The following is a 25,089-nucleotide window of genomic DNA, read 5'->3' as shown; positions in this document are numbered from 1 at the left end:
ATTCCGGCTGCCCGATTACCAGCCTCTATATGAATCCACATTGTCCTGTGTAATTAGCTCGGTGGGAATGAGTACTTGCGGGTCGACTTTCTCGCCTTTGATGACTTTCAGTGCGAGTTCAACCCCTTGAATTGCCATCTGGTTCGGAAACTGAGCGGATGTTGCCGCATAGCTTTTCTTCTCTTTCAATGCATCCGCTGCACCAGGAGCGCCATCGACACCGACGATAAAAAATTCGTCCGTACGTCCCGCCTGTTCCTGTGCGATTTTGACGCCGACACCTTCTTCATCGTTAATGCAAAATACCGCATCGATTTTCTTGTTTGCCTGCAAAATGTTTTCCATAAGACCGAGCGCTTTCTCGCGGTTGCCTTCTCCATTTTGTTTTGCGACTACTTTGATATCCGGATAATTTTTCAGGACTTCCTCAAAGCCTTTGATTCGATCCGTGACGGCAGACACCGGCGGACCATCGATGACGACAATGCTGCCACTGCCGTTCAAACGCTTTGCCAAATACTCGCCGGCCAGTTTTCCAGCCTGAACGTTATCAGACATAACGACGGAGTCAATTCCGCCCTCTGCGCTGCCGTCAAGGGCTATAACCGGAATGCCAGCCGCTTTGGCTTGCTGTACGGCCCCTGCGATTCCTTTAGAATCGAACGGACTAAGCAGAATGAGATCGACTTTTTGAGTAATAAAGTCTTCAAATTGCTGCGTCTGCTTGGCCAGATCCTGATCAGCGCTAACGACAGTAATTTCTGCATTATACTTTTTTGCCACTTCCTGCGCACCTTTGGACATTGAGACAAAGAAAGGATTTCCGAGTGTCGGCACCGTCAAGCCGATCATAAGCTTTTTCCCTTTGGCAGCGTTTTCATTACTTGCCGTATCGCTGAAGCCATTGTTGCCGGGATTGTTCATTGAACATGCAGAAAGAACCAGGACCGAGGATAACATCAGTAAAACGAGAAGTTTATATGATTTCATGCTTTTTACCTCCAATGATTTATAAGGGATATAGAATAATCAATCTTGTTTCATACAGGTGTTTTCAGAATTGATCAACCCCTTTGGCGACCCCTAACGACCGCAGCGTTTTCTTTTCCCCCTAATGAATCCGAATTTTTTATACCAGCATCTTTGAATTTTGTATAAACGTTTACGTAAACGTTTACTTAATGCTTACAATTTGTACTATAGAGGAACCCTATTATTTGTGTCAACACATTTTTCCAATTTTTGCGACATTATCTATTACACAGAACTCTTGGTTCCTATTTTATCGTCTCAATATTCATCAATAGTGAACGCAAGAGCATCGGCGGCCGCCGGACTTCACAGTCAGACGGCCGCGCTGCCGTAATTGAAAGTCACTATGTTAGGCAGTAGTTGCCGACGCTATCCTCCCGATAACTTTGACTTATCTATCGTTTTTCGGATTCGATATGGGAGACCTTCGAAGACTCACCCATACGCCAGTAGACGATGAAGCTGACGGCAATGCAGACGGCTACATAGTAATAGAAAAGCGACTCGAATCCAATGCTTTTGAACCATAACGCGATGAACTCGGCTGTGCCGCCAAACACCGCAACGGTGAGTGCGTAGGGAAAGCCTACCCCAAGAGCACGGACCTCTGTAGGGAAGAGCTCGGCCTTCACGATTGCATTAATGGAAGTGTAACCGGTAACAATGACGAGGCCGACCATCATGAGCAAGAAAGCGCCAATAGGGCTCTTCGTTTGCTGCATTAACAAGAATAACGGGACCGTCAGCAAAGTCCCGAGGATACCGAAACTAATCAATAACGGACGCCGTCCGATCCGGTCGGACAGCATACCGGCAAGCGGTTGAAGGATTACGAATACAAGAAGGGCTATAAAGTTGATCCAGCTGACGACCTCTTTCTGGATTCCTACGGTATTTACCATGAACTTCTGCAGGTACGTCGTGTATGTATAGAAAGCGACCGTTCCGCCGAGCGTCAGTCCGACCACCGTCAGCACCGCCTTGGGGTGCTTCATCAGCGCCTTGATTGTACCTGCGCTTGCCTTGCTTTCAGAGCCCATTTTGGAAAATTGCTCCGATTCGTCCATCGTGCGGCGCAGCCACAATACGGCCAATGCACCCATTGCTCCTATGACGAATGGAACACGCCAGCCCCATGATTTCATATCGGATTCGCTGAGTATTTGTTGGAGGATGATCTGGACGCCCAGCGCAACCAGCTGCCCGGCAATAAGTGTCACGTATTGGAAGCTCGAGTAGAAGCCGCGGCGGCCGCTGCTGGCCATCTCGGACAGATACGTAGCCGAGGTTCCATACTCTCCGCCAAGCGACAAACCTTGGAGAAGGCGCGCAAGAACCAGAATAATAGGCGCCAGCACGCCAATGGATCCGTAACTTGGGGTGCAGGCAATGATCAGGGAACCACCGGCCATGACGGTGATAGACAGCGTAAGCGCGGCACGACGGCCATGACGGTCAGCATAGCGGCCGAGGAGGAGGCTCCCTATCGGGCGCATAAGGAAGCCAACCGCGAAGATCGCCGCTGTATTAAGCAGCTGGCTCGTCTGATCTCCCTTCGGGAAAAATTCAGCTGAAAAATAGACGGCAAACGCAGCATAAACGTACCAATCGTACCATTCGATCAGATTTCCAACCGAACCCTTGAAGATGTTGCTAGTAATCCTCCTCGTGTTTTCACGCTCAGTGAGATGATTCATTGTGACGTCCTCCTCCTAAGAATGCGATGTTAAATGCTCCTAATATGGCTGCGTCCTGCCATCATCAAGCATCTCTAGATATATTTATACAAAGGAGTGAGGATGTAATCATGACACTTAAAACTATTACAAATTTTCCCGAAGTATATATGCAAAAATACTGTGAGCCATCGCGATACCCCCGAACGGTTATTGACCGAAATACGTCCCCCCGTTAACATGGATCACCTGTCCCATCACATAGGTGGAATCGTTAGATGCCAGGTAGACGTATGCAGGCGCAATCTCCCAAGGCTGAGCGTCCCGTTTCATGGGATGTTCAAAACCGGCCGACATATAAATATTCGGAGGCAGCGATGCCGGTTGCAGAGGCGTCCACGTTCTACCCGGAGCAACTGCATTTACACGGATTCCGCGGTCGATCAGCGACATGCTTAAGGAACGCGTAAACGTGGTAATCGCGCCTTTGGTGGCCGAATAATCGATCAGCCCTTTGAATCCCACAAATGACGTTTCGGACGAGGTATTGATGATCGTGCTTCCTGGTCTCAGGTAAGGGAGGGCCGCTTTGGTGAGATAGAACATGGCAAAAATATTCGTCCGAAAGGTTAGTTCCAGCTGCTCGCGTGTGATGCCTTCAATGCTCTCCTGATAAAACTGCACCGCCGCGTTGTTAACCAGGCAGTCGATTCGGCCGAAAGTGCGGATCGTCATTTCCACCACATGCCTGCAGAACGATTCATCACCGATATCTCCGGCGAGCGTGAGGCACCTTCGGCCCAGCTGATTGACCCTTGCCATCGTCTCCTGAGCATCCCCGTGTTCATTGTAATAGACGACGACGATGTCCGCCCCTTCTTTGGCGAACGCGTACGTCACAGCCCTTCCAATCCCGCTGTCTCCGCCTGTTATAATTACAACTTTATCGCGCAGTTTTCCGCTTCCCGTATATGCGGGGTTTTCGGAAACGGGTCTTGGAATCATGTATGTTTCGATACCTGGCTGCTGTGGTTGGTACTGCGGCGGATAATAAACCGGAATCCTTTTACACTCGGTATAACTTCCGTAGATGGGCTTCATCATATCCCGTCCTTCTTGATAGCTGAGATATCCTAACTTATGCCCATTGTCGATTGATTGTGCGCGGCTCAGGGATGTATAGTAAGAGCTTAGGGATCGGTAGTTATCTTTCCAGCGAGTATCGATAACCATTGAGGAAGTGCCGCCAAGGGGTTTGATTGCCAATTACACAGCTCTTCAAGCTGCTGTATTGAGAGTCTGTCTCCTTCTTCTTTGGATTCATCTATCCAAAACGAACCATTCTCCGCGTACATTTCTTCCATATGCAAAACGGATTGGTGCCGCGCGATCACCAGGCCAGTCTTTCCCAGCCGGCTTGGCGCTCTTGACGGTAGCGCTGCACCCACTGCTCGGCGATGTCATCTGCTAACTTATCTAAAGCCGGCGGCGCGACTTTAACGGAATCGGTCTTGATATTAAGAAATTCCAATACTCTTAGTACCGTCGCTTCATATTCGAGAATGAAATCCTCATAGACGATCGTAAGCGGCACAATGCCTTCTTCCGAGAAAAAGTCCTCCAGCGCGGCTTCCCTTAATGAGCATTCAATGTACAAATGGTTGATCGCGTCGAAATTATATTGGCCTGCAATATCGTGCTCCTGCGGCTTTTCCCCATAACGCCGATGCCACTCTCCCGATACGATCGCTCTCCACCAGGATACGGCCAATCGGACCTTATTTCTTCGGGTCATATAGATATGTTTATTGCAGTTCGGAAAAGCTGCACGCCAGATGCTCGGTCTCGTGGCCGTCTGCGGTAATTGGAAGATGTTTCGAAATGCGGAAAGCCATTCGGCATTAAAGCTTGTTTTCAGTCCGAAAATGCCGCTTGGCGAAGCTCCCTCCTTCCACATCTGTTCCAAATCCTCCCGCGTCATCCTCTTGGGGTCTTTCCCATGCAGCCATTCTCCAGGATTCCCCGCTACCCCCGTTGATGCAAGTGCTGTATTCAGCAAAGTGCTTCCCGTTCTCTGTGAAAACCATATCGTGTAGCATTGCTCCGGTTTCATTCGGTCATCGTCCTTTCCTTAATGTGATTAAGCATCGGTATAAACGGCAAAAACCGTAGATGAACAGATGTCCATCTACGGCTTACGGCATACATGATTGCCGTCTCGTAACGATTTTCCACTAGTTTCATTCTTAGTTTAAGAACCGGGATTCAGAGGGGCAAGGTAATGTTTCAGTATAACTGTTTAGTGCCGCGATGATGCAACACATCATTTGGCTCGGATCGCTTCCACCAGAGTTTCTACCGCTCGTTTAAGCAATTCATGAGTTCCGTTATCGATCAATTTGCCCTCATCGTTTATCCAGATAAGCGGCGGGCGCGGCCTTCATACAGAAACAGTTAATACGCATAAGATAGGTTTATACTCTGATGAAGAATGCGAGGAAATGACCATGAAACGGAATAAGGCGGCTCTTTACGGCCCGACTATCCAGATCGACCCCGGTTTCTTGTATTACCGGAACCGTTCTCCGGAAAGCATCGCGGATGAAATCCTGCAGAACGGCTACACTTCAGTCCGTTATTTCGTCGTAAATGAAAATATCGTGGACCGTGCGCTTATAGACGCCTTCCATGAGCGCGGTGTCGCCGTGTGGGCGACTGTGCTGGGCAACGGCTCCTATTCGGTCGAACAATTCCCGGCCGAGTGGCCCGGATGGCAGATGAAGCTGCTCAAGCCCGTTAATGACGGCTATTATCGTTTCTCCCCTTTCAGCAAAGGATATCGAACCTGGAAGAAACAAGCGCTTGTCCGGCTTGTAATGGAATACCCGTTCGATGGCATCGAGGTGGCTGAGCCCTATTTACCGGAATGGGACGGCATCGACAGCGGTGTCTACGGGGATGTCGGACCGCTCGCTCAAGAGGCGTTCCTGCAAGCAACCGGCAGGTTAATGCCGAACTTTACCGATCCTGCCGCATCGGATTACTATTTAAAAAATCCGGAGCTGTATGAGCAATGGGTCGATTTCCGCGTCCAAGCGGTTAATGGCTTTCTCGCTGAATTGATTAACGGATATGGCGGGGTACGGGATTCGCGGAAGGATATTCTCGTAGCGACTTGGTCTCTCGCCGTCGACGCCGGTCTCGATTCGGTTCATCGGCTGAGGGAATATCAAGGTCTCGATGCAGCCCGAATGATCAGCGCAGTTGATCCCGACCTTCACATTCTGCAGACGCACTGGCCGGATTGGATGAAGCCGCAGGGGGTGCTGCCGGGCAGCTATATCCGCAATTATCAGAATTTCATTGACCAAATACGATCCGTTCATCCTGATCTGCCGCTGGGCGTCCAAGCCGATATTGGCTCCCGCCTCTCGATGGTGAAGGACCGAAGCTGGCTCCGGCAATTTCATAGGACCGCTCAAGAAATGGGCTTCTCCACGTGGACGGCTTACGAGTACCATCTCGGCAGTTACATGTATACCGAAGCCCCCTTTCCGACGGCCATTCAACGTCCCGATAAGGAGAGCGCCATCATTTCGTTCCAGAAAAGGATCGATCCGGCTTCCGCTCACCTGCCAAACAGCTTTATCGTCCTGACAGACGGGCAGAGGTTCGCTCTCCCTTCTGAGGCGGTCACCGTCGATGGAAACCGGGTGCTGATCCGTTCCAGCCAGCTGCCGAACAAAGAGTTCCAGATTCACATTGCGAACGTGACCGATACCCCGCAGTATTGGCTGTACAACAAGACGCAGCCTGCCAATGTGGTGGGCGGGAGTACCCATGTTCACAGACGTTCGAAATCATAATCATGGTGGAAAATGTTATGAACGTCGCCTCCTGCGAATAAGCCATACTGCTATAACGGCACCCATAAAGGGTATTACCATGGACAATGTCCCGATTAAGGCAATCGGAACACTGTCCAACGTGCGAAGCGCCGTTCTTACAATCAGCTCGAACAAAACAAATCCCCCAAGAAATCCCCCGATAATGGCAAGCACGGTTTGGCTTATTGTTTTCATTTCACACATTCTCCTTTCTGGAATATATATTAATCCGGGATATTTCCCGACTTGGTTCCGACCCGGTAAGGCGTGTAAACTCCTTCATAATTGACCATCATCGTCATCCCTGCGGCAGCGTGTCCCAGATTGTGACAATGAGTCATCCATAAGCCGGGGTTATTCGCATGAAAGGCAATTTCATATTCATCGCCTTTGAAAAGCAAAATGCTGTCCGCGTAAATGGGGCTTCCGGTCAGCGGCTTTCCGCTTTTCGTCAATACTTTAAACAGATGTCCATGTAAATGCATCGGATGCTCGGACCCTAATTCGTGCTTGAGCCGTACTTTAATCCATTCCCCTTCCTTCACCATGAGCGGCGGAATGTGATGGCCGGTTTTTCCGTTAATGGTTATCGGACCAAGCACCATATCGTATTCCCGGTCAAATTTCATCTGAGGTGATATTCCATCGTCCTTAGGCGTTCCGTAGGCTGTAAAATCAAACGCCTTTGCGTCTTTATCCACATCCTCCGGTACCTCACCTTCTCCAAGTGCAATGCTCCAATTTTTCTCCGTCTTACTGTACACCCTTACCTGACCGCTTTCCGGCATCGTAAACAGCAAATCATACCTTTGCCCGCCTCCAATTGGAATCCATTCGCCGCGGATCAAGCCGGGACCGTTTAAATCCTGCCCATCGATCGATATAACTTTATAATCTGCACCTGCCACACTCATCCACTGAACGAGATTATAAGCGTTGATCAGCCGCAGACGTACGGTTTCCCCCGGTCTGGCGCTTAAGTTCAGTCCACCCAAAACACCGTTGGTTAACTTGTGCTTATCGTTCAACTCTAGAAGGGTCACGGCATAATCGCGGTCATAACGGAACGTTTCCCCCTTCGGTTCGACGATTAACCGTCCGATTAGTCCCATCTTCGCCTGCTGGGAGCTTTGCTGATGGGAATGATACCAATACGTTCCCGGGTGACCGGCGATAAATTCATAAGTAAATTGTTCGCCAGGCCATACGGCATTCTGGGTTACACCCGGCACACCATCCTGTGAGCAAGGAAGGACGACGCCGTGCCAATGAATCGTTACTCCCTTATCGATGTTCTCATTAACCAGATTTACAATAACACGATCCCCTTCCCGCACCCGCAGCTCCGGTCCTGGGGTGAAGCCGTTATAGGTCCATGCTTTGCTCTTTTTTCCGCCGGTCAGTACAAGCGAGGTCTTGGCTGCCTTCAGTTCAAACGTGCGGACAGGCCCGCTTGACGGCTGCTCCGTCATATCCGCGCAGGATTTGGTGCCCTTCCGAAGCACTGCCATGACCGCCATGGCTTTCATGTGAGGGATTCGCAGCCCCCATGTCGATCTCGCTCGGAACCTTCCCCTGAATCGACCCGCCGCAGGCTGTGAGTGATATGCAGATTACCAGCATTAGCGGCAGCAGAAATATGCGGTTAAAGCGGTAAATGAATGGCTTCAATTTACTTCTTCCTTTCCCAAGCCGGAGTTCAAGCGCGCTGTCTGCCCGGCGACCCTGAAGGAGAGCCAGAACAGAACCAGGGCGATCACCGGGTGAAACGCCCCCGCCCCAGGCAGATTAGCCGTAAAATATTGGGAAAAGAGCAGTAAGAATAAGGCAAACGTCTGCCAGCCCAGCACTCTCGGTAAACGGCCGGCGAAAGCAAAAATAAGCATCAGGATCGGCAAAAACTCAAACAAATGCACAAAACTGACATGACTGCTCCACTGGGCCGCATCACTAAAGATTGCCATGCCTGCGATGAATGTCTGTATAATAATGCAAGCAACCAGCAGCCAAGAGAGGCCCAGAAAGATAAAACCCGATAATCGGGCCACTTGGTTTGATCGGAAATCTGTCATCTGAAATCATCCTTATTCTTTGGTTTTTAAAGATAAGACCATACTAACAACAAGATGTTGTGAACTTGTGATGTTCCGTTGCGATTCCCGTGAATTTTCCCAATCGGGCGATATGAGTATGTATAATGTATGTAATAAAGCTGCTAAACCAAGGTAGGTGAAGGAAATGAAGCATACATTGCTGCTGGTGGATGACGAGGAGAAGGTGCTGGAGTTCATGGCGCCTTTCTTACGCCAGGAAGGATACGAGATCGTTACCGCTAAAACGGGCAATGAAGCTTTGCGGAAGGCTGCGGAGTTTAAACCTTCACTCATTGTGCTCGACTGGATGCTGCCTGAGATGAACGGCCTCGACGTATGCCGGGAGCTGCGCAGGAATAGCCGTGTAGGTATTATTATGGTTACGGCCTGAGCCGAAGAAACCGACAAGATCATAGGGCTTGAGGTCGGCGCCGACGATTATTTGGCTAAACCCTTTTCAATGCGGGAGCTCGTGGCACGGATCCGATCCCTGCTGCGGCGGATGGAAGGAAGCGAGCTAGCTTTACAAACGCTCGAACGCGGTGAGCTGTCAATTTCAGAAGTGCAATGCCGAGTATGGAAAAGAGGAGAAGCACTCCAACTGACGCCTACAGAGTTCAAAATACTGCTCACTATGGCAGCCAAACCGGGGATTGTCTACAGCCGGCTCCAGCTTCTGCAAGCAGCACTGGAGGACGACATCTTGAATGACGAGCGAACGGTTGACGCCCATATCAGCAAGATTCGAAAAAAAATCGAAGACGACCCCGCCAGCCCGGTTTTTATCCAAACCGGCTACGGATTCGGCTACCGCTTCGGAGACCGGCCATGACAATCCGGCGCAAGCTGTTTCTAGCAATGGCAGCAATTATCGTTGCAATGAGCGTGGTATTCATACTGTTGACGCAATTTGTAGTGAAAGCAACGCTTGAGCACATACGGATTGCGGACAGAACTTACGAGATCGATAGTTTATCCAAGCTTTTTACAGACTATTACAGGAAGAGCGGAGGTACATGGGAGAATGTACAGCAGGCACCGGCAATAAAAAAGAGAGACCATGAGAGTCCTGCGGACACAAGTTATCTGCTGATGTCTACCGAACAAAAGCCACTGTACCAAAGAGGAACCGCCGACGTGGAACAAATCACAAAACTGGGAATTCGAACCCCTCTTCAATTAAATGGTAAGACTATCGCTCTAATGTATTATCACGACCCGGAAGTGGCCAACTTGTCAATCATTCAGCTGGGCATCGGAAGTTCGGTGTCGGTTCTACTCTTGGCAAGCAGCATCGTGTTCACTATTCTCTCTCTCCTTGCTGCCTACTGGTTGTCCAAACGGCTGACAAAACCAATCCGACTGCTTATTCCGGCCATTAAGAGCCTGGGTAAAGGCGAGTTCGGGATTCAAGCTCCAATTATAAGCAAGGATGAATATGCTACTGTTGCCCGGGCATTCAACGATATGTCCCAGCAGCTGCAGCGGGCTGAGGACGTTAGGCGCAATTTTGTCGCGGACGTCGCCCATGAGCTTAGAACGCCGATCACGATCCTTCGCGGGAAGCTGGATCTCGTGCAGCAGAGCGGCCGCTCCATCGATCCGGAAATGCTGCTGCCGCTGCAGGATGAGTTGATCCGCTTGACCCGTCTTGTCGATGATCTGTATCAGCTTTCACTCGCCGAGGCCAAGAAGCTGTCGATTGAGCGGAAGCCCACCAATGTCTCGCCCCTGCTGCAGCGGGTTATCGACAGGGTTTCGGGTGACGCCCAAAGCAAACAAATTCAGATTGAACTGGATATGGAGACCCTCTCTCCCACAATCCTTATCGATCCGAATAGGATGACGCAGGTATTTATGAATCTCGTAATCAATGCCGTACGCTATACCCGCCCAGGAGGCTCGGTCACAATTACCGTCGAATACGTCCCAGTGCACACCGGCTCTGCTGACATGCTGCGCGTTACAGTTGCCGATACCGGTCCGGGAATTGACGCAGAGCATCTTCCCTTCATATTTAATCGTTTTTATCGAACAGATGCAGCGCGCACACGCAACAGCGGCGGCATGGGATTAGGACTTGCGATCGCCAAGGAGTTCGTATTGGCCCATAACGGTACCATTGAAGTAGAAAGCCGATTCGGTCAAGGCACGACCTTTATTATCCAATTACCGATCACTGCGGAATAATTGAATACTTTCCATTTCGAAAAACGGCCATAGGTCTGTCAACCTCCACAAACTATAAGCTCTCTGAACGGATGACATGTTTTCGGAAGAATTAATCCATGCTCAAGGAAGTCGACCAGGTTTACAGCGTTATGATCTTATTATATTGACAAGGGATTTATTCGGATGATAGAGTGATGTAAATATTTCCAATTTATTTAGTCGGAATTAACTTCTCTTGGGAGGTTTTTGGATGCGTAAACCGTACAAGCACCCCAGATGGCTGGCTGCAGCCGTACTTTCCGTTTCAATGCTGCTGACCGTTTCTGTAACGGCGGCACACGCCGGGCTGAACCCGTCGCCCGTGGCGGCCGTGGCCGAACAAGGCATTCAGCAGGATTACCCCTTATTTCTGAAGGAAAAGTTCGGAGTCGTTGTGCCGGATCGCTCGACCAAAGGCGATTATATTCAGACCGTCGCCCGCATCCTGCAGCTGAAGCCGCCCGCAGAAGCCGTGGCATTCAGCGATTTGGACGCTTCCAGCCCGTTCTATGAAGCCGCCGCCGCACTTCGCGGAAACGGTATTCTAAGCGGCTCTGAAGTACGTGCGTCAGGGACTTTGAGTGCCTTCCAAGCACTATTTATCGCGGTCAAAGCGGCAGATTTGAGCGAACTCGCCTACTCCTACCCGCAGTCGAAGACGGCAAGCAGTCTCACGAAGCTTCATTTGAAGGCGGATGTGTTTCAGTCGGTGACGGCCGCTCAGGAAGTCGCTGCCGCCATTGATGCGGGACTTGTCGCGCCCGCCTACTACAAGGAGTTGAAACCCGGCGCGCCCGCCACCAAAGCCTTCGTGGAGCAGCTGCTCGGTCAAGTGCTCTCAACAAAGGGGCTGTATGAGCATTATATCGGCCGGACGAGCGACGCGGACATTTACGCCAAGCTGTTCGACTCCTACCGCACGTCTGACGTTATTGAAGCGCCTGAGCTTGAAGCTGTCGTTAACGATGCGCTCGAGCAGGGACTTGTGACTGGATACAATCTGAAAGACTCCCGTTACGATCCCAACTTTATCGATTCGCTTACGATAACTTATGGCCATTCCGACATTAAACACGCCGTCCAGCTGATCGGCCTCCTGCGCAGCGAAGGAATCGACGCCAAGGTACAGTTCGAGCCGAAAACGTCAGCCTTCGTTCACCTGCTGGAGTGGGGTGAGCCGTCACCCGATAACGATAACCGTTACAAAAAGCTGGCAAACGGAAACTACATTGCTTCCGCGAAAGAATACGACATTTCGTTCGAGTTCAAAAGCGCGGCCGATAAAGAGCGTTTCCAGCCGATCGTTCTTCAATACGCCAAGAAGAACAGCGACGATACCAAGGGCCTTATCGCCGGTTCTTGGTGGCAGCCGCTTTACTATTCACTTACCAAACTCAAAGACTATGATATCATTACTAACAATAAAATTACCGGAGACGGACCGTATTACGCTCAGTCCTTCTCCTTGAACAAAGACTCCGAATCGATCGCAGCCGGATTCCGCAAAATCGCCCCGGAGGCGCATGTCTCGACCTATACGTTCTGGGTCGACCGGCCGTTCTACAATTATTTAACCGGTGACGATTTTAAGTAAGGCACACAGCTTATAGATTTTAATGCAAAAACCCGGCGCATGACATCATGCGGCCGGGTTTTTGTTTTATATTGGATTACGGCTTTTCAGGTCACCTGAAGCCGGCTTTATTGTCTGAAGCACCCGTTCTACTGCTGCCAGTGCTTCATCGACCGATTGGACGGACAGAATCGTCGCGCCCTCAGGCTTGTACTGCTCGGCTGCATAACTATAGCGAGGATCGTAATAATAGATGAGAAGCAGCTCGACTGCACGTTCGAAGCGCCCCTCTTTAAGGCAGCTTTCGATCTCCGCGGCGATCGGCGTATGCAAACGGGATTTGATCTGCCGGAAAGCAAGCAGGCATTCTTCTTGATGCTCCCAAGGCTGGTAATCCTCCAGGATTGTGCGTATCCGTGCTTCCATCGGCATTTCGATCCAAATGTGATGCCCTTGTTCTTTCGCATTAATCAACAATTCCGGGAGCACGACTTTACCGATTCGCTTGCTTTCAGCTTCGAATAAAACGTACGGAGATTCCTGTAATTGAATCAGCTCATCAACAAGTAACGAGTCAAATGTCTTTTGATTATGCGCCTTCATCCCGATCTGTCCGAATATGGAACCGCGATGACCGGCCAATGCTTCCAAATCCAATATCGGATAACCCCGGTCTTTCAATCTTCGTAAAAGGGCCGTCTTCCCGCTCCCCGTATTTCCGTGAATGACAACTGCTTCCGGCTGCAACGACATCGTTCCCAAGGTATGGACGACCCACTGCCGGTATGCACGATAACCGCCGGAAAGTCTGTAAGCATGAATGCCCATTAATGACAATACGGTTGCCGTTGTTTTGCTTCGCATTCCCCCGCGCCAGCAGAACACCGCTTTTTTCTCGTTAATCTCCGCAAATTGCTTGATAAAGGCCGGCAGCTTCGCCGAAACAATCTCCAAACCTCTTTCCTTTGCGGCTTGAACGCTGACCTGCTTGTAAATAGTCCCAATCTCGGCGCGCTCTTCATCATTGAACAACGGGATATTCAAGCTGCCGGGAACGGTTGATTCGGCATATTCAGAGGGTGACCTTACATCGATCGGAACAAGCTCCTTCCTCAGTCTGAGATCCGCCCATTCCTCCAGCGTTATATCCTGAAACATATTTGGAAGACTCCTTCTGCCTTAATGTTTGTCGTTTTATTCAACCACGATTTGACCTGGATGGAGCTGCGTTACTTCACCGATCATGCTCGCTTCAACCCCTGCTTGCTTTAATTGCTGAAGTAGCTGCTCCGATTGGGCTTCCGTCACCGAAATCAACAATCCGCCGGACGTAACCGCATCGCATAAAATCCAGCGGTCAATCTGGTCCATATCATCCGGGAAGGAAATGCTGCCTTGTACATGCGCAAAGTTATTTTTTGTGCCTCCCGGCACAAACCCCTTCTCTGCCAACTCTCTAACGCGCGGGAGAAGAGGAACATCGCGTTGTATAATTTTAATCCCCATACCGCTTCCCTTGGCCATCTCCAGGGCATGTCCCAGCAATCCAAAGCCGGTGACGTCCGTGCAGGCGTTCACATCATAGGGCTCCATGATCTCGGCAGCGGTTTTATTCAACTCAGCCATAACACGGGTAACCCGCTCCGTCTCTTCCGCCGTTAACTGGTCTTTCTTAATTGAGGTTGTCATGATCCCGACGCCGATCGGCTTGGTAAGAATCAATTTATCACCGGACTTCGCGCCGGCGTTGGTTCGCACCTTATCCGGGTGGACGATCCCCGTTACTGCAAGGCCGAACTTCGGCTCTTTATCGTCAATGGAATGACCGCCGACAAGCGTGGCCCCCGCCTCCCGGACCTTATCGGCCGCACCGCGCAGGATGTCGGACAGAATTTGCTTGTCCAATGTCGATATAGGGAAAGCGACGATATTTAATACCGTTAACGGCTTGCCGCCCATTGCATATATGTCGCTGATCGCGTTGGCCGCAGCGATTTGTCCGAATGCATATGGATCATCCACAATCGGTGTGAAAAAATCCACGGTCTGAACAAGCGCCGTCTCATCATTAATCCGGTATACGCCGGCATCATCGCTGGTATCAAGCCCGACAAGCAGGTTCGGGTTGGGTTCCGAGGCGGGTAGATTGCGGATGACCTGCATCAAATCGGCCGGACCGATTTTACAGCCGCAGCCTCCCTTACTTGACAAAGAAGTCAATTTCACATTTTCAGCTGTATTCATACGCGCACATTCCTTTCGAGCTCTATTTAAACGATACCAAACAGCACTATTTGAATCGTACCCTTCCTTTAAGAGAAACGCAAATATTCGCAGTAGAGAAGCCTTAAATATGCTATAATGCTTAATGTTCAATTACGTTAATCAATCGGAGGAAAATATGCTGCCAATAAGTGAAAACATATTGCAGGGCCGTCCAAAAACGATTAAAACCGCTTTACTGATCGGTTTATTCGTCACCATCGCCTTGGCCGGTCTTTTCTACGTAAAGTGGTGGCCCTATTATCATAAAGCTTTCACTGCCGCCAGCTCGCATTCAATCGGATCCTCGATCCTCTCCAATGCAGTACCGTCATGGGAAGCAGCCGCGGGATACGCCGCAGCTTATTTCAAATCCGTGTGGAAAGCTGCGGTTCTCGGGATTTTACTTGGATCCTTGGTGCAGGTGCTTCTTCCCGTCCAGTGGCTTTACAGGGTACTCGGGCAAGCCTCATTCAAAAGCACGTTCATAGGCGGTGCCGCCGCTATTCCGGCCATGATGTGCTCCTGCTGTGCGGCGCCCATCGCATCGGGCTTACGCAAAAGAAATGTATCCATCGGCGCAAGCCTCGCGTTTTGGCTCGGAAATCCCGTCCTGAACCCTGCGACGCTGATTTTTATGACATTCGTCTTATCTTGGAAGTTCACTCTCATCCGTCTGGCGTTTGGCCTTATTCTCACATTCGGAATCAGCTATTTCGCAAACCGGTTTGCAACACAAACTTCAATTCCTGAAAGCATGACAGAAGCAGCAAGCTTGCCGGAGCCGGAGGGAGCGTTATGGGTTCGGTGGCTCAGGAGCTTGGGGACAATGCTGATCAGCGTAGTGCCCGCCTATTTGATCTCCGTATTGCTGCTTGGCGCTTTACAGACCTGGTTATTTCCGGTCGAGATGGGGAGCGGTTTCTGGGCCATTGTCATTTTTGCGATAGCCGGCGCTCTCTTTGTCATTCCGACCGCTGCGGAAATTCCAATCCTGCAGTCGTTTCTGTCTTTAGGATTGGGATCCGGGCCTGCGGCCGCTTTATTGCTTACTCTTCCGGCCCTTAGTCTGCCGTCATTGTTGATGGTGGCTAAAACCTTCCCCCGTAAAGTGCTGGCATTCGTTCTTATTTCGGTTATAGCGATCGGGATCTTGAGCGGTTTGACCGGAATCTTAGTTTTATAGATTTAGTTGCACCGCGTTCACACTTGTACTTTCCGAATATAGAAGAAGGGGCTGTCCCATAAGTCATCAAAGATGACGATGGGACGGCCCCTCGTTTTTAATTTGGGTTAAACACAGGGAACTGCGCGGGTCGAATGTTCTTACGATCGCTGTTGTTCGGGGATTCCTTGAATAGATGAGCTAAAGTGGGAATCCCCGAACAAAGGCGACCGCTGACTCTTCTCCAGAATCATTCGACCTGCTCCGTTTTGGTTTAACCTAAAATATAAAACAAAAAAAACCTTTCCTTGTTAGAATGGAAAGCACCTTAACCAGCTTCAACAGAGGAGCGACGCCTCTCCTGAAATAAGATTCATGGCCCAGGTCGAACAAAATATTCAACGCATGAGAGTAGGTTAGCATGTGGCCGATTAAATCGTTGTGCGCTTCTGCTCTTTACTTCCAGGATCATCTCCTCGGCCTGTATAACGCCGATACCGGGTATTGTATCCGCCACTCGCGAGAATCCATGCTTTCTCAGCATATTTGCGGATTGGGCGGTAACGCTGGCGGCTGTTTCTTCAGACAGGCTGTTTCCTTGACAAAAAAGGCCGCAGCTATAGCCGCGGCTCCAAAATGTGCATGCCAAATATCTCCCGTTTCCTGCTTGCATAGAGATATAATCGATAATGCCCCTGGCAGTACCTTTATTTCATCACTGATTCACCACTTATGGAAGGGTCTTCCTTTTTCCATCCATATTAAGCGGTTTTATTCTTGTTGTAAATATCAAACCCTACGGCCATAAGCAGAACCAAGCCTTTAATTCCCTGCTGCCAGTCGATGCCAAGACCGATAAGCGACATCCCGTTGTTCATGACGCCCATAACCAAGCCGCCTATCATCGCGCCGATGACGGTTCCGATCCCGCCTGAGGCAGAAGCCCCGCCGATAAAGCAAGCCGCGATGGCATCAAGCTCGAAGTTGACGCCGGCTTTGGGAGTAGCCGCGTTCAGACGCGCGGCATAGATCAAGCCCGATAATGCCGCCAATGCGCCCATGTTGACGAATACCCAGAACGTTACCCGTTTGGTTTTGATCCCGGACAGCTTCGCCGCCTTCTCATTGCCGCCGATCGCGTAAGTGTGGCGTCCCATTACCGTTCTCTTCATCACGAACGTATAGACAACGACGAGCACGAACAGAACAATGAGAATAAATGGTATCCCTTTATATTGTGCCAATACATAGGTGAAAATATTGATAACCGCTACGATAGCGATCAGTTTCGCCAGGAATAAGGGCATCAGGAGCACCTTGAATTGGTACTTCTGCTCCGCGCGGCGGTTCTTGATCTCCTGGATAATGGTGACGGCACCCAGCAGGAGACCCATGAGGATCGTAAGAATATGAATAGAAGGGTCCTGATCGAAATCGGGAAGAAAGCCGGAGCTCATTTTTTGAAAAAGCTTCGGGAAAGGCGCTATTGATTTGCCGTCCAGCACGACCATCGTAAGTCCCCGGAACAGCAGCATGCCTGCGAGCGTAACGATAAAGGACGGTATTCGGACATATGCAATCCAGAAGCCCTGCCAGGCCCCTACAAGCGCGCCCAGGATCAGAGACAGAATCAAAGCGATGTAGAAAGGCATGCCATGATCCACCATCATTATGGCGGATACTGCGCCGACGAATGCGGCTACCGAGCCCACGGACAGATCGATGTGACCCGTGATAATAACCAGCACCATACCGATGGCCAGCACGAGTATATAGCTGTTTTGCTGAATGAGATTGGTTACGTTAAGCGGTTTGAGCAGTATTCCATCCGACAGGATCTGGAACAGCACTGTGATCAGTACGAGCGCGAGAATCATGCCGTACTGCCGGAAGTTACTCTTGAACAGATTTTTCAAGACGTCCATCGTTTTTGTTACCCCCTGCTTTGTGTCATATATTTCATTAGCGTTTCTTGAGTTGCGTCTTCGCGGTTAACTTCGCCGGTTATCCGGCCCTCGTTCATGATGTAAACGCGGTCGCACATTCCGATGATCTCGGGGAGCTCCGAAGAGATCACAAGCACTCCTTTGCCTTCGGACGCCAATTGGTTAATGATTGTATAAATCTCATATTTGGCTCCGACATCGATCCCCCGGGTAGGTTCGTCCAGAATGAGAATGTCCGGCCCCGAGAAAATCCACTTGCTGAGAACGACCTTCTGCTGGTTGCCGCCGCTCAAATTTCCCGCTTTCTGCAGCACGGACGGTGTTTTGATGTTCATTTTTTTCCGGTAAGTTTCGGCGACAACCACTTCTTCGTTCTGATTGACCACCGAACGGCGGGATATTTTATTTAAGCTGGCTAATGATATATTGGATTTAATATCGTCGATGAGAATTAGCCCGTACTGTTTCCGGTCTTCCGTGACATAAGCGACGCCATGATCGATCGCATCGCTGATATCATGGAAACGGACTTCCTTGCCGTCCTTGATGATTTGTCCCGAGATATTGCGGCCGTAGGAACGGCCGAAGATACTCATGGCCAGCTCCGTGCGCCCTGAGCCCATAAGTCCTGCGATACCGACGATTTCTCCCTTGCGGATATGGAAATCCACGTTGTCGATCACTTTGCGCTCCAGATGCTGAGGATGATAAACGTTCCAGCCTTTAACCTCGAAGATCGTACCGCCGATTTGCGGCTGCCGTTCGGGGTAACGATTCGTCAGATCCCTGCCGACCATCCCTTTTATAATCCGGTCTTCGGTGATCTCATCCGCTCGCATATCCAACGTTTCAATCGTTTTGCCGTCGCGCAGTATCGTGATGGAATCAGCTACTTTGGCTATTTCGTTCAGCTTGTGCGAGATGATGATGGAGGAAATACCCTGCTTCTTGAATGCCAGAATAAGGTCCAGTAAATTTTCGCTGTCCTCTTCGTTCAGCGCCGCCGTCGGCTCGTCGAGAATGAGCAGCTTGACCTTCTTGGATAATGCTTTGGCAATTTCGACAAGCTGCTGCTTACCTACTCCGAGGTTAGTGATCAGCGTAGCCGGCGTTTCATTTAACCCGACTGTTTCCAGCAGTTCCTTGGCCCGCACGTTCGTGTCGTTCCAGTCGATAATCCCCTTGGGGGCCTGCTCGTTGCCGAGAAAAATATTTTCCGCTATCGATAAATATGGAATGAGGGCAAGCTCCTGGTGAATAATAACGATACCCAGCGTCTCGCTCTGCTTGATATCCTTGAATTCACACACCTGTCCCTTGAACAAAATGTCCCCTTCGTAGGAGCCGTGAGGGTAAACGCCGCTCAGTACTTTCATCAGCGTCGATTTGCCTGCGCCGTTCTCGCCGCAGAGAGCGTGAACTTCGCCTTCCTTGACCTTGAGATTAACATTCGCAAGCGCTTTGACGCCGGGGAATGTCTTGGTGATATCGCGCATTTCCAGTATATAGTCCGCCATCTGTTCACCCGGCCTTTCTTCTCACTAATTATGAAATGACTACGTGACGGCCGCAGATGGCCGCCACGCAATCACAGATACGTTTATTTCAATTGGTCTTCAGTGTAATAACCGCCGTCTACCAGAATCTCTTTGTAGTTGGATTTATCAACGGAAACCGGATTAAGCAGGTAAGCAGGAACGATCTTCACACCGTTGTTGTAGGTTTTCTCGTCGTTGACTTCCACTTCCTTGCCGTTCAGAATGTTGTCGGTCATCGCTACCGTTACTTTCGCGAGCTCGCGGGTGTCCTTGTAAACGGTTTGCGTTTGTTCGCCTGCGATAATCGATTTGACGGATGCGACTTCCGCATCTTGACCGGTGATTACCGGCAGCGGCTTGTCGCCGGAGCCGTAGCCGACGCCTTTCAGCGAGGACAGGATGCCGATGCTGATGCCGTCGTACGGGGACAGAACCGCGTCCACTTTCGCTGAAGTATAGCTAGCGCTCAGAAGATTATCCATCCGGGATTGGGCTACGCCGCCGTCCCAACGAAGCGTTGCGACCTGATCAAACTTCGTTTGACCGCTCTTGACGACCAGCTTGCCGGAATCGATATACGGCTGCAGGATGCTCATCGCGCCGTTGAAGAAGAAAGTAGCGTTGTTATCGTCAGGGGAACCAGCGAACAACTCGATGTTGAACGGACCCTTGCCGTCTTTGAGGCCTAATTTGTCTTCGATATAAGAAGCTTGAAGCACACCGACCTTGAAGTTATCGAAAGTTGCATAGTAGCTGACGTTGTCGGTTTTCTTGATCAGACGATCATAAGCGATAACCGGGATATTGGCGTCATGTGCTTTCTGCAGCACGTCCGTCAAGGATTCGCCGTCGATTGAAGCAACAACGAGCAGCTTCACGCCTTTGGTGATCATGTTCTCGATTTGCGATACCTGATTCTCAATGACGTCTTCGCCGTACTGAAGATCTGTTTTGTAGCCTAACGCTTCAAACTGCTTTACCATGTTGTCGCCGTCATTGACCCAGCGCTCCGACGATTTTGTCGGCATTGCAATTCCGATTGTACCTTTATCTCCTCCCGTATTGCCGCCGGAATTACCCGCAGTAGTGGTGCTTCCGCCGTTCTTGGCGCCTCCGCAAGCCGCCAGAGTCAGTACGAGTGCGATCATTAATGCTGCCATCAGTATTTTTTTCAAAATAAAAACTCCCCTTTCGTTGATCTGATTAAAATTTATCATGATCACCGAGGGGAGTCTTTCGACTAAACCGACAACTTTATTCAATTATTTAACCTTTGTTGTAAGCGCCTTCTTCCCCTGGCGCCGGTTAGCCGGCCGCAAGGATGAGCTGCAGCCTTATTCCTCAGTCGCTTCAGACCTCCGGTAGCGGTTGGGAGAGACGCCTACGACTTTTTTGAAGGCGGTGCTGAAATAATGCTGTGATTCATAGCCTACCGCCTCGCCGATCTCGGCAACGGTTTGGCCCGTCGAGCCGAGCAGCTGCATCGCCTTGGAAATGCGCATTTGGGTCAGTAAGGTGACAAAGGTGGTGCCAAGCTCCTGCTTGAACAAGCGGCTGAGATAGACCGGCGAGACGCCGATCGCCTTGGCCGCGCCTTCGAGCGATAACTGTGAATCGGCGAAATGCTCGCGCACATACTGCCGGGCACGGCGAATTAACGGCGATATCGTCGTCTCTTTGTAGACCCCTTCCCTTGCCCTGAGATAAGCGGTTCCTACGCCGGAATAGCCCGCTTCTTCCGAAACCAGGGCATGCCGGGTCACAACATTCAGCTTGAGATAACGATTTACCGACTCCTCGATTGCCGGAAGCAATTGCTCATCATTCGTCCCCCATACCATCATGCATATGAAGCCTGACGAATCCCGGAAAATAACATGAACATAGGGTGACAATAGCTCTGAAGCAATATTCTCGGTGGCGAACAGCAGAAGCTGCCGATCACGCTCCGAGTGGATCGACCGTCCCAAATCAACCTCAGGCCAACGCAAAATGCCAAGCAAATCCGGCGGACTCTGCGGCAGCTCCAGAAACGCCAGCTGTTCCGCCACCTCCTGCTGGCTGAGCGCGTCTTGGATCCATTCGTTACAGAACCGCTCCCTCAGCAGCGGGATGTTCTTGCGAATTTGCCGTGATGCGATCTCCAGATGACTTTCCCGCATGGCCGTGCGCTCAAGCTCCTCTCTCACTCTGCTGAGCACCTCATGCAGTTGACTGGGATTGGCCGGCTTAAGAATGTATTCATCGACGCCGAACCGGACAGCCTGCTGGGCGTAACCGAACTCATCATGGCCGGTCACAATGATGATACGGCAATCCGGCAGCTGTTCCCGCACCTCGCGAATGAGCGTCAATCCATCCATTATCGGCATGCTCAGATCGACAAGCATAATATGAGCCCGGTGCTGAACCGCAAGCTCGAGCGCCTCTTCTCCGTCCTCCGCTTCCGCAACGACTTCCAGTCTCAGAGCGGGCCAGTCGACGGCGCTCCTGATGCCTTCGCGTATAATTGGCTCATCGTCGGCTATAATAACCTTCCAGTATCGCAATGCCGAGTCCATCTTGTTACCCCTCCTCCTGAATAATCGGATGTACAAGTGTAACCGTCGTACCGACTCCGCGTTCACTTTCCACCGATATTCCATATTCGCTGCCGAATGTTATCTGCAGTCTGGCCTGTACATTAACCAGCCCGTAGCCCGACCTTTCGAGTTCCGGCTGAGCATCCGGCGCTCGCTTAAGCTTCTCGCGAAGCGATTGCAGCTTCTCTGCGTTCATGCCTACACCGTCATCGGCAACGGTCATTACGATCCGCCCTTGATCTCTTGCCGCCTTCACGGTGATATGGCCCGGTCCGCGCCGTTCCTTAATACCATGATAAATCGCATTTTCGATAATCGGCTGCAGAATAACCTTCAGAACCCGGTGATGGGAAATATCCGGATCAAGCTCCAGCGTATAGCCAAGTTTGTCCTTATACCGAATCCTCTGTATCTGCAGATAGCTCTTGCTATGTTCCAGCTCTTCGGCTAGCGGTATATATTCGCTGCCATTGCTGAGTCCGATCCGGAACAATCTCGCGAGCGACTCCACCATTTCCGACACATCCTCGGCACCCTGCTTACGCGCCATCCAGTGGATCGTATCCAGCGTGTTATACAGGAAATGCGGCTTGATCTGGGCTTGAAGGCTGCGCAGCTCGGCATTGCGCTTCTGCCGCTCCTGCCGCTCTGCCAGCCCGATAAGATCATTAATCTTCGTCAGCATCCTGTTGAAGCTGCGCCCCAGCATGCCCACCTCATCAAGCCCGTCACCCCAGAAGCGGCTCGTCAAGTCGCCGGATTCTGCGCGGTACATGAAGTTCGTCAGCCTGTGGATCGGCCGGGAAATGCTTCTCGATAGCGCGAATGAAGCCGTTGTTCCGAGGATGCAGACCAGGAACACGAAGCTGCCCAGATAGAGCCGGATTTTACGGACCTCGGGCGCCGATTCCTCGGACGAGAAAACGGCGAGCGTCGTCCAATTGGTGAAGGTCGACACCCGAAATATAAACTCCAGGTTCCTCCCATTCACCGTTCGCGCAAAATTGCCGGACGGTTGACCCTGCAGCCAGGCGGTCGGAATGGAGCGGATTCCGATTTGCCCCGGCACATAAATCTGTTGGCCCTTATCGTCTACTACCATCAGATAGCCTGTTTTGCCGAGACGGACATCCTGTACAGTCTCGGAAATAACACGCAGCTTCAAGTCGATCAGCACCACGCCCATAACTTTCTGCGTATCCGGGTCTACAATGGCGCGAACGGCAGAGATCACCTCATTGTCCTTATAATCGGCGTGCGTCGTGACGTTCCGCGGGGAAGGGTGTCCGATCATCCGGAAGATGCCTCTGCCCGCAACCGCCTCCTGGTACCAGCGTTCAAGCGTCAAATCCCCGGGCGCTTTCGCATACATATCGTTACTTAAATATTGCCCGCGTGAATTGACGACCATAATGCCGGCTATCTCCGAATGAAGGGTCGTAAACCCCTGAAGGAAGCGTCTCGCCTCGTATCCCGCCTGACCTTTGGCCATGGCCGCCGAAATCCTGTCGTCATACAGAAACTTCTGAATATCCGAATTGAACGAAATAAGGTAGGTTGTATTCTGCACATTGCTGAAATAAAACTCAAGATTGCGGTTTACTTTGGCAATGAATTGGAGCGTATTCTCATTCGTTTGCCGTTCAATAATGCTGTCGACGACCCACCCGGTCAGCACGCCAAGCGCAACGGACGGCAAAATACTGATAAATAAAAAATGCACAAGCAGCTTGTACCGGATCGCCATATTTCTCATCATCAAACGCTGAAACAGGGTTTTTACGCTGAACGTTTGCCGCGGCTGCATATCTCGTCACCCCTCGCATGCTGAATTTACTTGGCGTAATAGTCCTCTACATTGCTGCGGGTAACGACGGTAATTCCAGTGTCGGAATAAGGCGGTACAGGGTGGACCCCTATTGTCTCCCCGTTCGTGCGCGGCTGAGTGGTTTGGTGATGCAGGTGAAACAAAGACAGCAGGGACCAGTACCCCATGTTCCACGTCCCCTGTGCGAGTGTCGCATTGATGACGCCGTCTTTCACCATATCAAGGGTTCCTTTATCCGTGTCGAAGCCGATGACGACCCGCTTCCCGGCGAGTCCCCGCATCTGCAGCGCCTGCCCGATCCCGACGCCGCCGTTCGCTTGCGTTGCGAAAAAACCCGCCACCTCCGGATGCTTGTCCAAGACGCTCATGGCCGCCTTCTCTGAAACAAGAGTATCCCCTTTGCCATCGACGACATCGACAATGGCCATACCGGGAAATTCTTTATACAGCGTATCGCGGAATCCGTGTGTCCGCTCCTGATGATTCAGCTGATTCGGCTGGGTTACCACCGCCACTTTGCCGCTTCCGCCCAGACGCCGCCCCATCTCGCGTGCAGCCTGCGCCCCGGCTTCGTAATTGTCCGTCCCGAGAAAAGCGTAGGCTTTACTTTCCGGCGCGCCGGAATCGAACAGAACGACGGGTATGCCGGCATTGACAGCTTTATTAATCGTCTGATTAAGCGCTTCCGGATTGATGGCACTGATCGCGATACCCGCCGGTTTTCTGGCTATCACCTGCTCCAGCACGGTGATTTCTTCATTCGCGTCATACTGGGTGGCTCCCCGGAATTCGACGGAAACGTTCAGCGCCTGCGCAGCGTCCTCGAAGCCCTTCATGCTTCCCCGCCAGTAATCGAGCCCGGATTGGAACGTTACCATAACATAATTCTCATCGATTTCCCCGACAAGGCCGGCAGTGCCTTCCTCCCAGCCGCCAAGCTTGTCGTCCCGATAGCCGTAATACCAAATATAGACCATAAATGTCGCGGCAAGAAGACCGTACACCAGAAACAGCTTTTTCATCCTCAGACCCCCCGGACTTCTTAAATGTAGTATGGTATATTATGCGAAAACCGCGAAAACTCAAGGGTCCGCCAGCATTCCCTTGAGTTAATATGTGCCGCTTTATTTATTACCAATCGCCCCTCGTTTTGCCATTGCTGCTGCAATTGCGAGTTATGGCCGAATGTTAAGGCTTTTCTTTTAGTTTAAGTAAAGGGGGCTCGTCTGTCTTTTCACAATTTGGCATCTTTTTTGCGTTTTTTTAACCTTGGAACAGCTGCCGCTGTTGTCCGGC

Annotated in this window: 20 protein-coding genes and 1 pseudogene; 5 read left to right on the top strand and 16 right to left on the bottom strand. The window is 50.9% G+C overall.

All coding sequences use genetic code 11. The features are described 5' to 3' along the window. Positions 1-15: 15 nt before the first annotated feature. The 4 genes from KZ483_RS05105 to KZ483_RS05090 all read right to left on the bottom strand — a co-directional run bounded on the left by KZ483_RS05105 (position 16) and on the right by KZ483_RS05090 (position 4,821). Positions 16-990 (bottom strand): ABC transporter substrate-binding protein, encoded by a 975-nt coding sequence (locus tag KZ483_RS05105; protein ID WP_220351637.1) that lies wholly within the window; start codon positions 988-990, stop codon positions 16-18. A 437-nt stretch (positions 991-1,427) separates the two neighbouring features. After that, entirely contained in the window at positions 1,428-2,729 is a 1,302-nt protein-coding gene (locus tag KZ483_RS05100) for an MFS transporter (protein ID WP_220351636.1), read from the bottom strand. A gap of 189 nt (positions 2,730-2,918) precedes the next feature. Further along, entirely contained in the window at positions 2,919-3,812 is an 894-nt protein-coding gene (locus KZ483_RS05095) for an SDR family oxidoreductase (RefSeq protein WP_397376150.1), read from the bottom strand. Positions 3,813-4,098: 286 nt separating this feature from the next. After that, on the bottom strand, positions 4,099-4,821 hold the full coding sequence (locus KZ483_RS05090; RefSeq protein WP_220351635.1) for a Stf0 family sulfotransferase: 723 nt from the start codon (positions 4,819-4,821) through the stop codon (positions 4,099-4,101). Between the two features lie 394 nt (positions 4,822-5,215). Between KZ483_RS05090 and KZ483_RS05085 the strand changes: the two genes are divergently transcribed. Continuing rightward, on the top strand, positions 5,216-6,574 hold the full coding sequence (locus KZ483_RS05085) for an N-acyl-D-glucosamine 2-epimerase (protein ID WP_258881542.1): 1,359 nt from the start codon (positions 5,216-5,218) through the stop codon (positions 6,572-6,574). A gap of 15 nt (positions 6,575-6,589) precedes the next feature. On the opposite strand, the gene KZ483_RS05080 is transcribed toward KZ483_RS05085, so the two are convergent. From KZ483_RS05080 to KZ483_RS05065, 4 genes are read right to left on the bottom strand one after another with little or no spacing between them, the layout of a single operon-like run. Next, the gene (locus KZ483_RS05080; protein WP_220351633.1) at positions 6,590-6,790 is read right to left on the bottom strand and encodes a DUF5957 family protein; all 201 of its coding nucleotides are present in this window, start codon (positions 6,788-6,790) and stop codon (positions 6,590-6,592) included. Positions 6,791-6,819: 29 nt separating this feature from the next. Then, on the bottom strand, positions 6,820-8,067 hold the full coding sequence (locus tag KZ483_RS05075) for a multicopper oxidase family protein (RefSeq protein WP_220351632.1): 1,248 nt from the start codon (positions 8,065-8,067) through the stop codon (positions 6,820-6,822). Beyond that, positions 8,027-8,266 carry a hypothetical protein gene (locus KZ483_RS05070; RefSeq protein ID WP_220351631.1) on the bottom strand — a complete coding sequence of 80 codons (240 nt, stop codon included), beginning with the start codon at positions 8,264-8,266 and terminating at the stop codon, positions 8,027-8,029. The genes KZ483_RS05075 and KZ483_RS05070 overlap by 41 nt, the downstream gene beginning before the upstream one ends. Beyond that, positions 8,263-8,667, bottom strand: a complete 405-nt coding sequence (locus KZ483_RS05065; protein WP_220351630.1) for a DUF6220 domain-containing protein — start codon at positions 8,665-8,667, stop codon at positions 8,263-8,265. The genes KZ483_RS05070 and KZ483_RS05065 overlap by 4 nt, the downstream gene beginning before the upstream one ends. A 166-nt stretch (positions 8,668-8,833) precedes the next feature. Here KZ483_RS05065 and KZ483_RS05060 point away from each other — a divergent pair. The 3 genes and pseudogenes from KZ483_RS05060 (at position 8,834) to KZ483_RS05050 (ending at position 12,493) form a co-directional block, all read left to right on the top strand. Further along, positions 8,834-9,520: pseudogene (locus KZ483_RS05060) on the top strand (response regulator transcription factor). Further along, a complete protein-coding gene (locus tag KZ483_RS05055) occupies positions 9,517-10,878 on the top strand; it encodes a sensor histidine kinase (RefSeq protein ID WP_220351629.1) in 1,362 nt (453 codons plus the stop codon). Before KZ483_RS05060 ends, KZ483_RS05055 begins: the two are co-directional and overlap by 4 nt. 232 nt (positions 10,879-11,110) lie before the next feature. After that, positions 11,111-12,493, top strand: a complete 1,383-nt coding sequence (locus tag KZ483_RS05050) for a hypothetical protein (RefSeq protein ID WP_220351628.1) — start codon at positions 11,111-11,113, stop codon at positions 12,491-12,493. A 66-nt stretch (positions 12,494-12,559) separates the two neighbouring features. Here the strand turns inward: KZ483_RS05050 and mnmH are convergent, their stop codons facing one another. Together mnmH and selD are read right to left on the bottom strand one after the other, a co-directional pair. Beyond that, positions 12,560-13,630 (bottom strand): tRNA 2-selenouridine(34) synthase MnmH, encoded by a 1,071-nt coding sequence (gene mnmH / locus KZ483_RS05045; RefSeq protein WP_220351627.1) that lies wholly within the window; start codon positions 13,628-13,630, stop codon positions 12,560-12,562. Between the two features lie 36 nt (positions 13,631-13,666). Next, positions 13,667-14,716, bottom strand: coding sequence for a selenide, water dikinase SelD (gene selD / locus KZ483_RS05040; RefSeq protein WP_220351626.1), 1,050 nt, complete (start codon positions 14,714-14,716; stop codon positions 13,667-13,669). A 157-nt stretch (positions 14,717-14,873) separates the two neighbouring features. Here selD and KZ483_RS05035 point away from each other — a divergent pair, with 157 nt between their 5' ends. Further along, the gene (locus KZ483_RS05035) at positions 14,874-15,920 is read left to right on the top strand and encodes a permease (RefSeq protein WP_220353268.1); all 1,047 of its coding nucleotides are present in this window, start codon (positions 14,874-14,876) and stop codon (positions 15,918-15,920) included. A gap of 740 nt (positions 15,921-16,660) precedes the next feature. Here the strand turns inward: KZ483_RS05035 and mmsB are convergent. The 6 genes from mmsB to KZ483_RS05005 all read right to left on the bottom strand — a co-directional run bounded on the left by mmsB (position 16,661) and on the right by KZ483_RS05005 (position 24,815). Continuing rightward, the gene (gene mmsB / locus KZ483_RS05030) at positions 16,661-17,824 is read right to left on the bottom strand and encodes a multiple monosaccharide ABC transporter permease (protein WP_220351625.1); all 1,164 of its coding nucleotides are present in this window, start codon (positions 17,822-17,824) and stop codon (positions 16,661-16,663) included. An 8-nt stretch (positions 17,825-17,832) separates the two neighbouring features. After that, the gene (gene mmsA / locus KZ483_RS05025) at positions 17,833-19,362 is read right to left on the bottom strand and encodes a multiple monosaccharide ABC transporter ATP-binding protein (RefSeq protein ID WP_220351624.1); all 1,530 of its coding nucleotides are present in this window, start codon (positions 19,360-19,362) and stop codon (positions 17,833-17,835) included. Positions 19,363-19,445: 83 nt separating this feature from the next. Continuing rightward, on the bottom strand, positions 19,446-20,558 hold the full coding sequence (gene chvE / locus KZ483_RS05020) for a multiple monosaccharide ABC transporter substrate-binding protein (RefSeq protein WP_309568641.1): 1,113 nt from the start codon (positions 20,556-20,558) through the stop codon (positions 19,446-19,448). A 159-nt stretch (positions 20,559-20,717) separates the two neighbouring features. Next, complete coding sequence (locus KZ483_RS05015; protein ID WP_220351623.1) at positions 20,718-21,944, bottom strand: response regulator transcription factor; 1,227 nt, start codon at positions 21,942-21,944, stop codon at positions 20,718-20,720. Positions 21,945-21,948: 4 nt separating this feature from the next. Further along, positions 21,949-23,772, bottom strand: a complete 1,824-nt coding sequence (locus KZ483_RS05010) for a cache domain-containing sensor histidine kinase (RefSeq protein WP_258881541.1) — start codon at positions 23,770-23,772, stop codon at positions 21,949-21,951. Positions 23,773-23,798: 26 nt separating this feature from the next. After that, on the bottom strand, positions 23,799-24,815 hold the full coding sequence (locus KZ483_RS05005; RefSeq protein WP_220351622.1) for a substrate-binding domain-containing protein: 1,017 nt from the start codon (positions 24,813-24,815) through the stop codon (positions 23,799-23,801). Positions 24,816-25,089 lie beyond the last annotated feature (274 nt).

This window comes from Paenibacillus sp. sptzw28 (genome assembly GCF_019550795.1).
In the GTDB taxonomy this organism is placed as follows: domain Bacteria; phylum Bacillota; class Bacilli; order Paenibacillales; family Paenibacillaceae; genus Paenibacillus_Z.
Note: the sequence above shows the minus strand (reverse complement) of the source record. Positions and strands in the feature narration are given on the sequence as shown.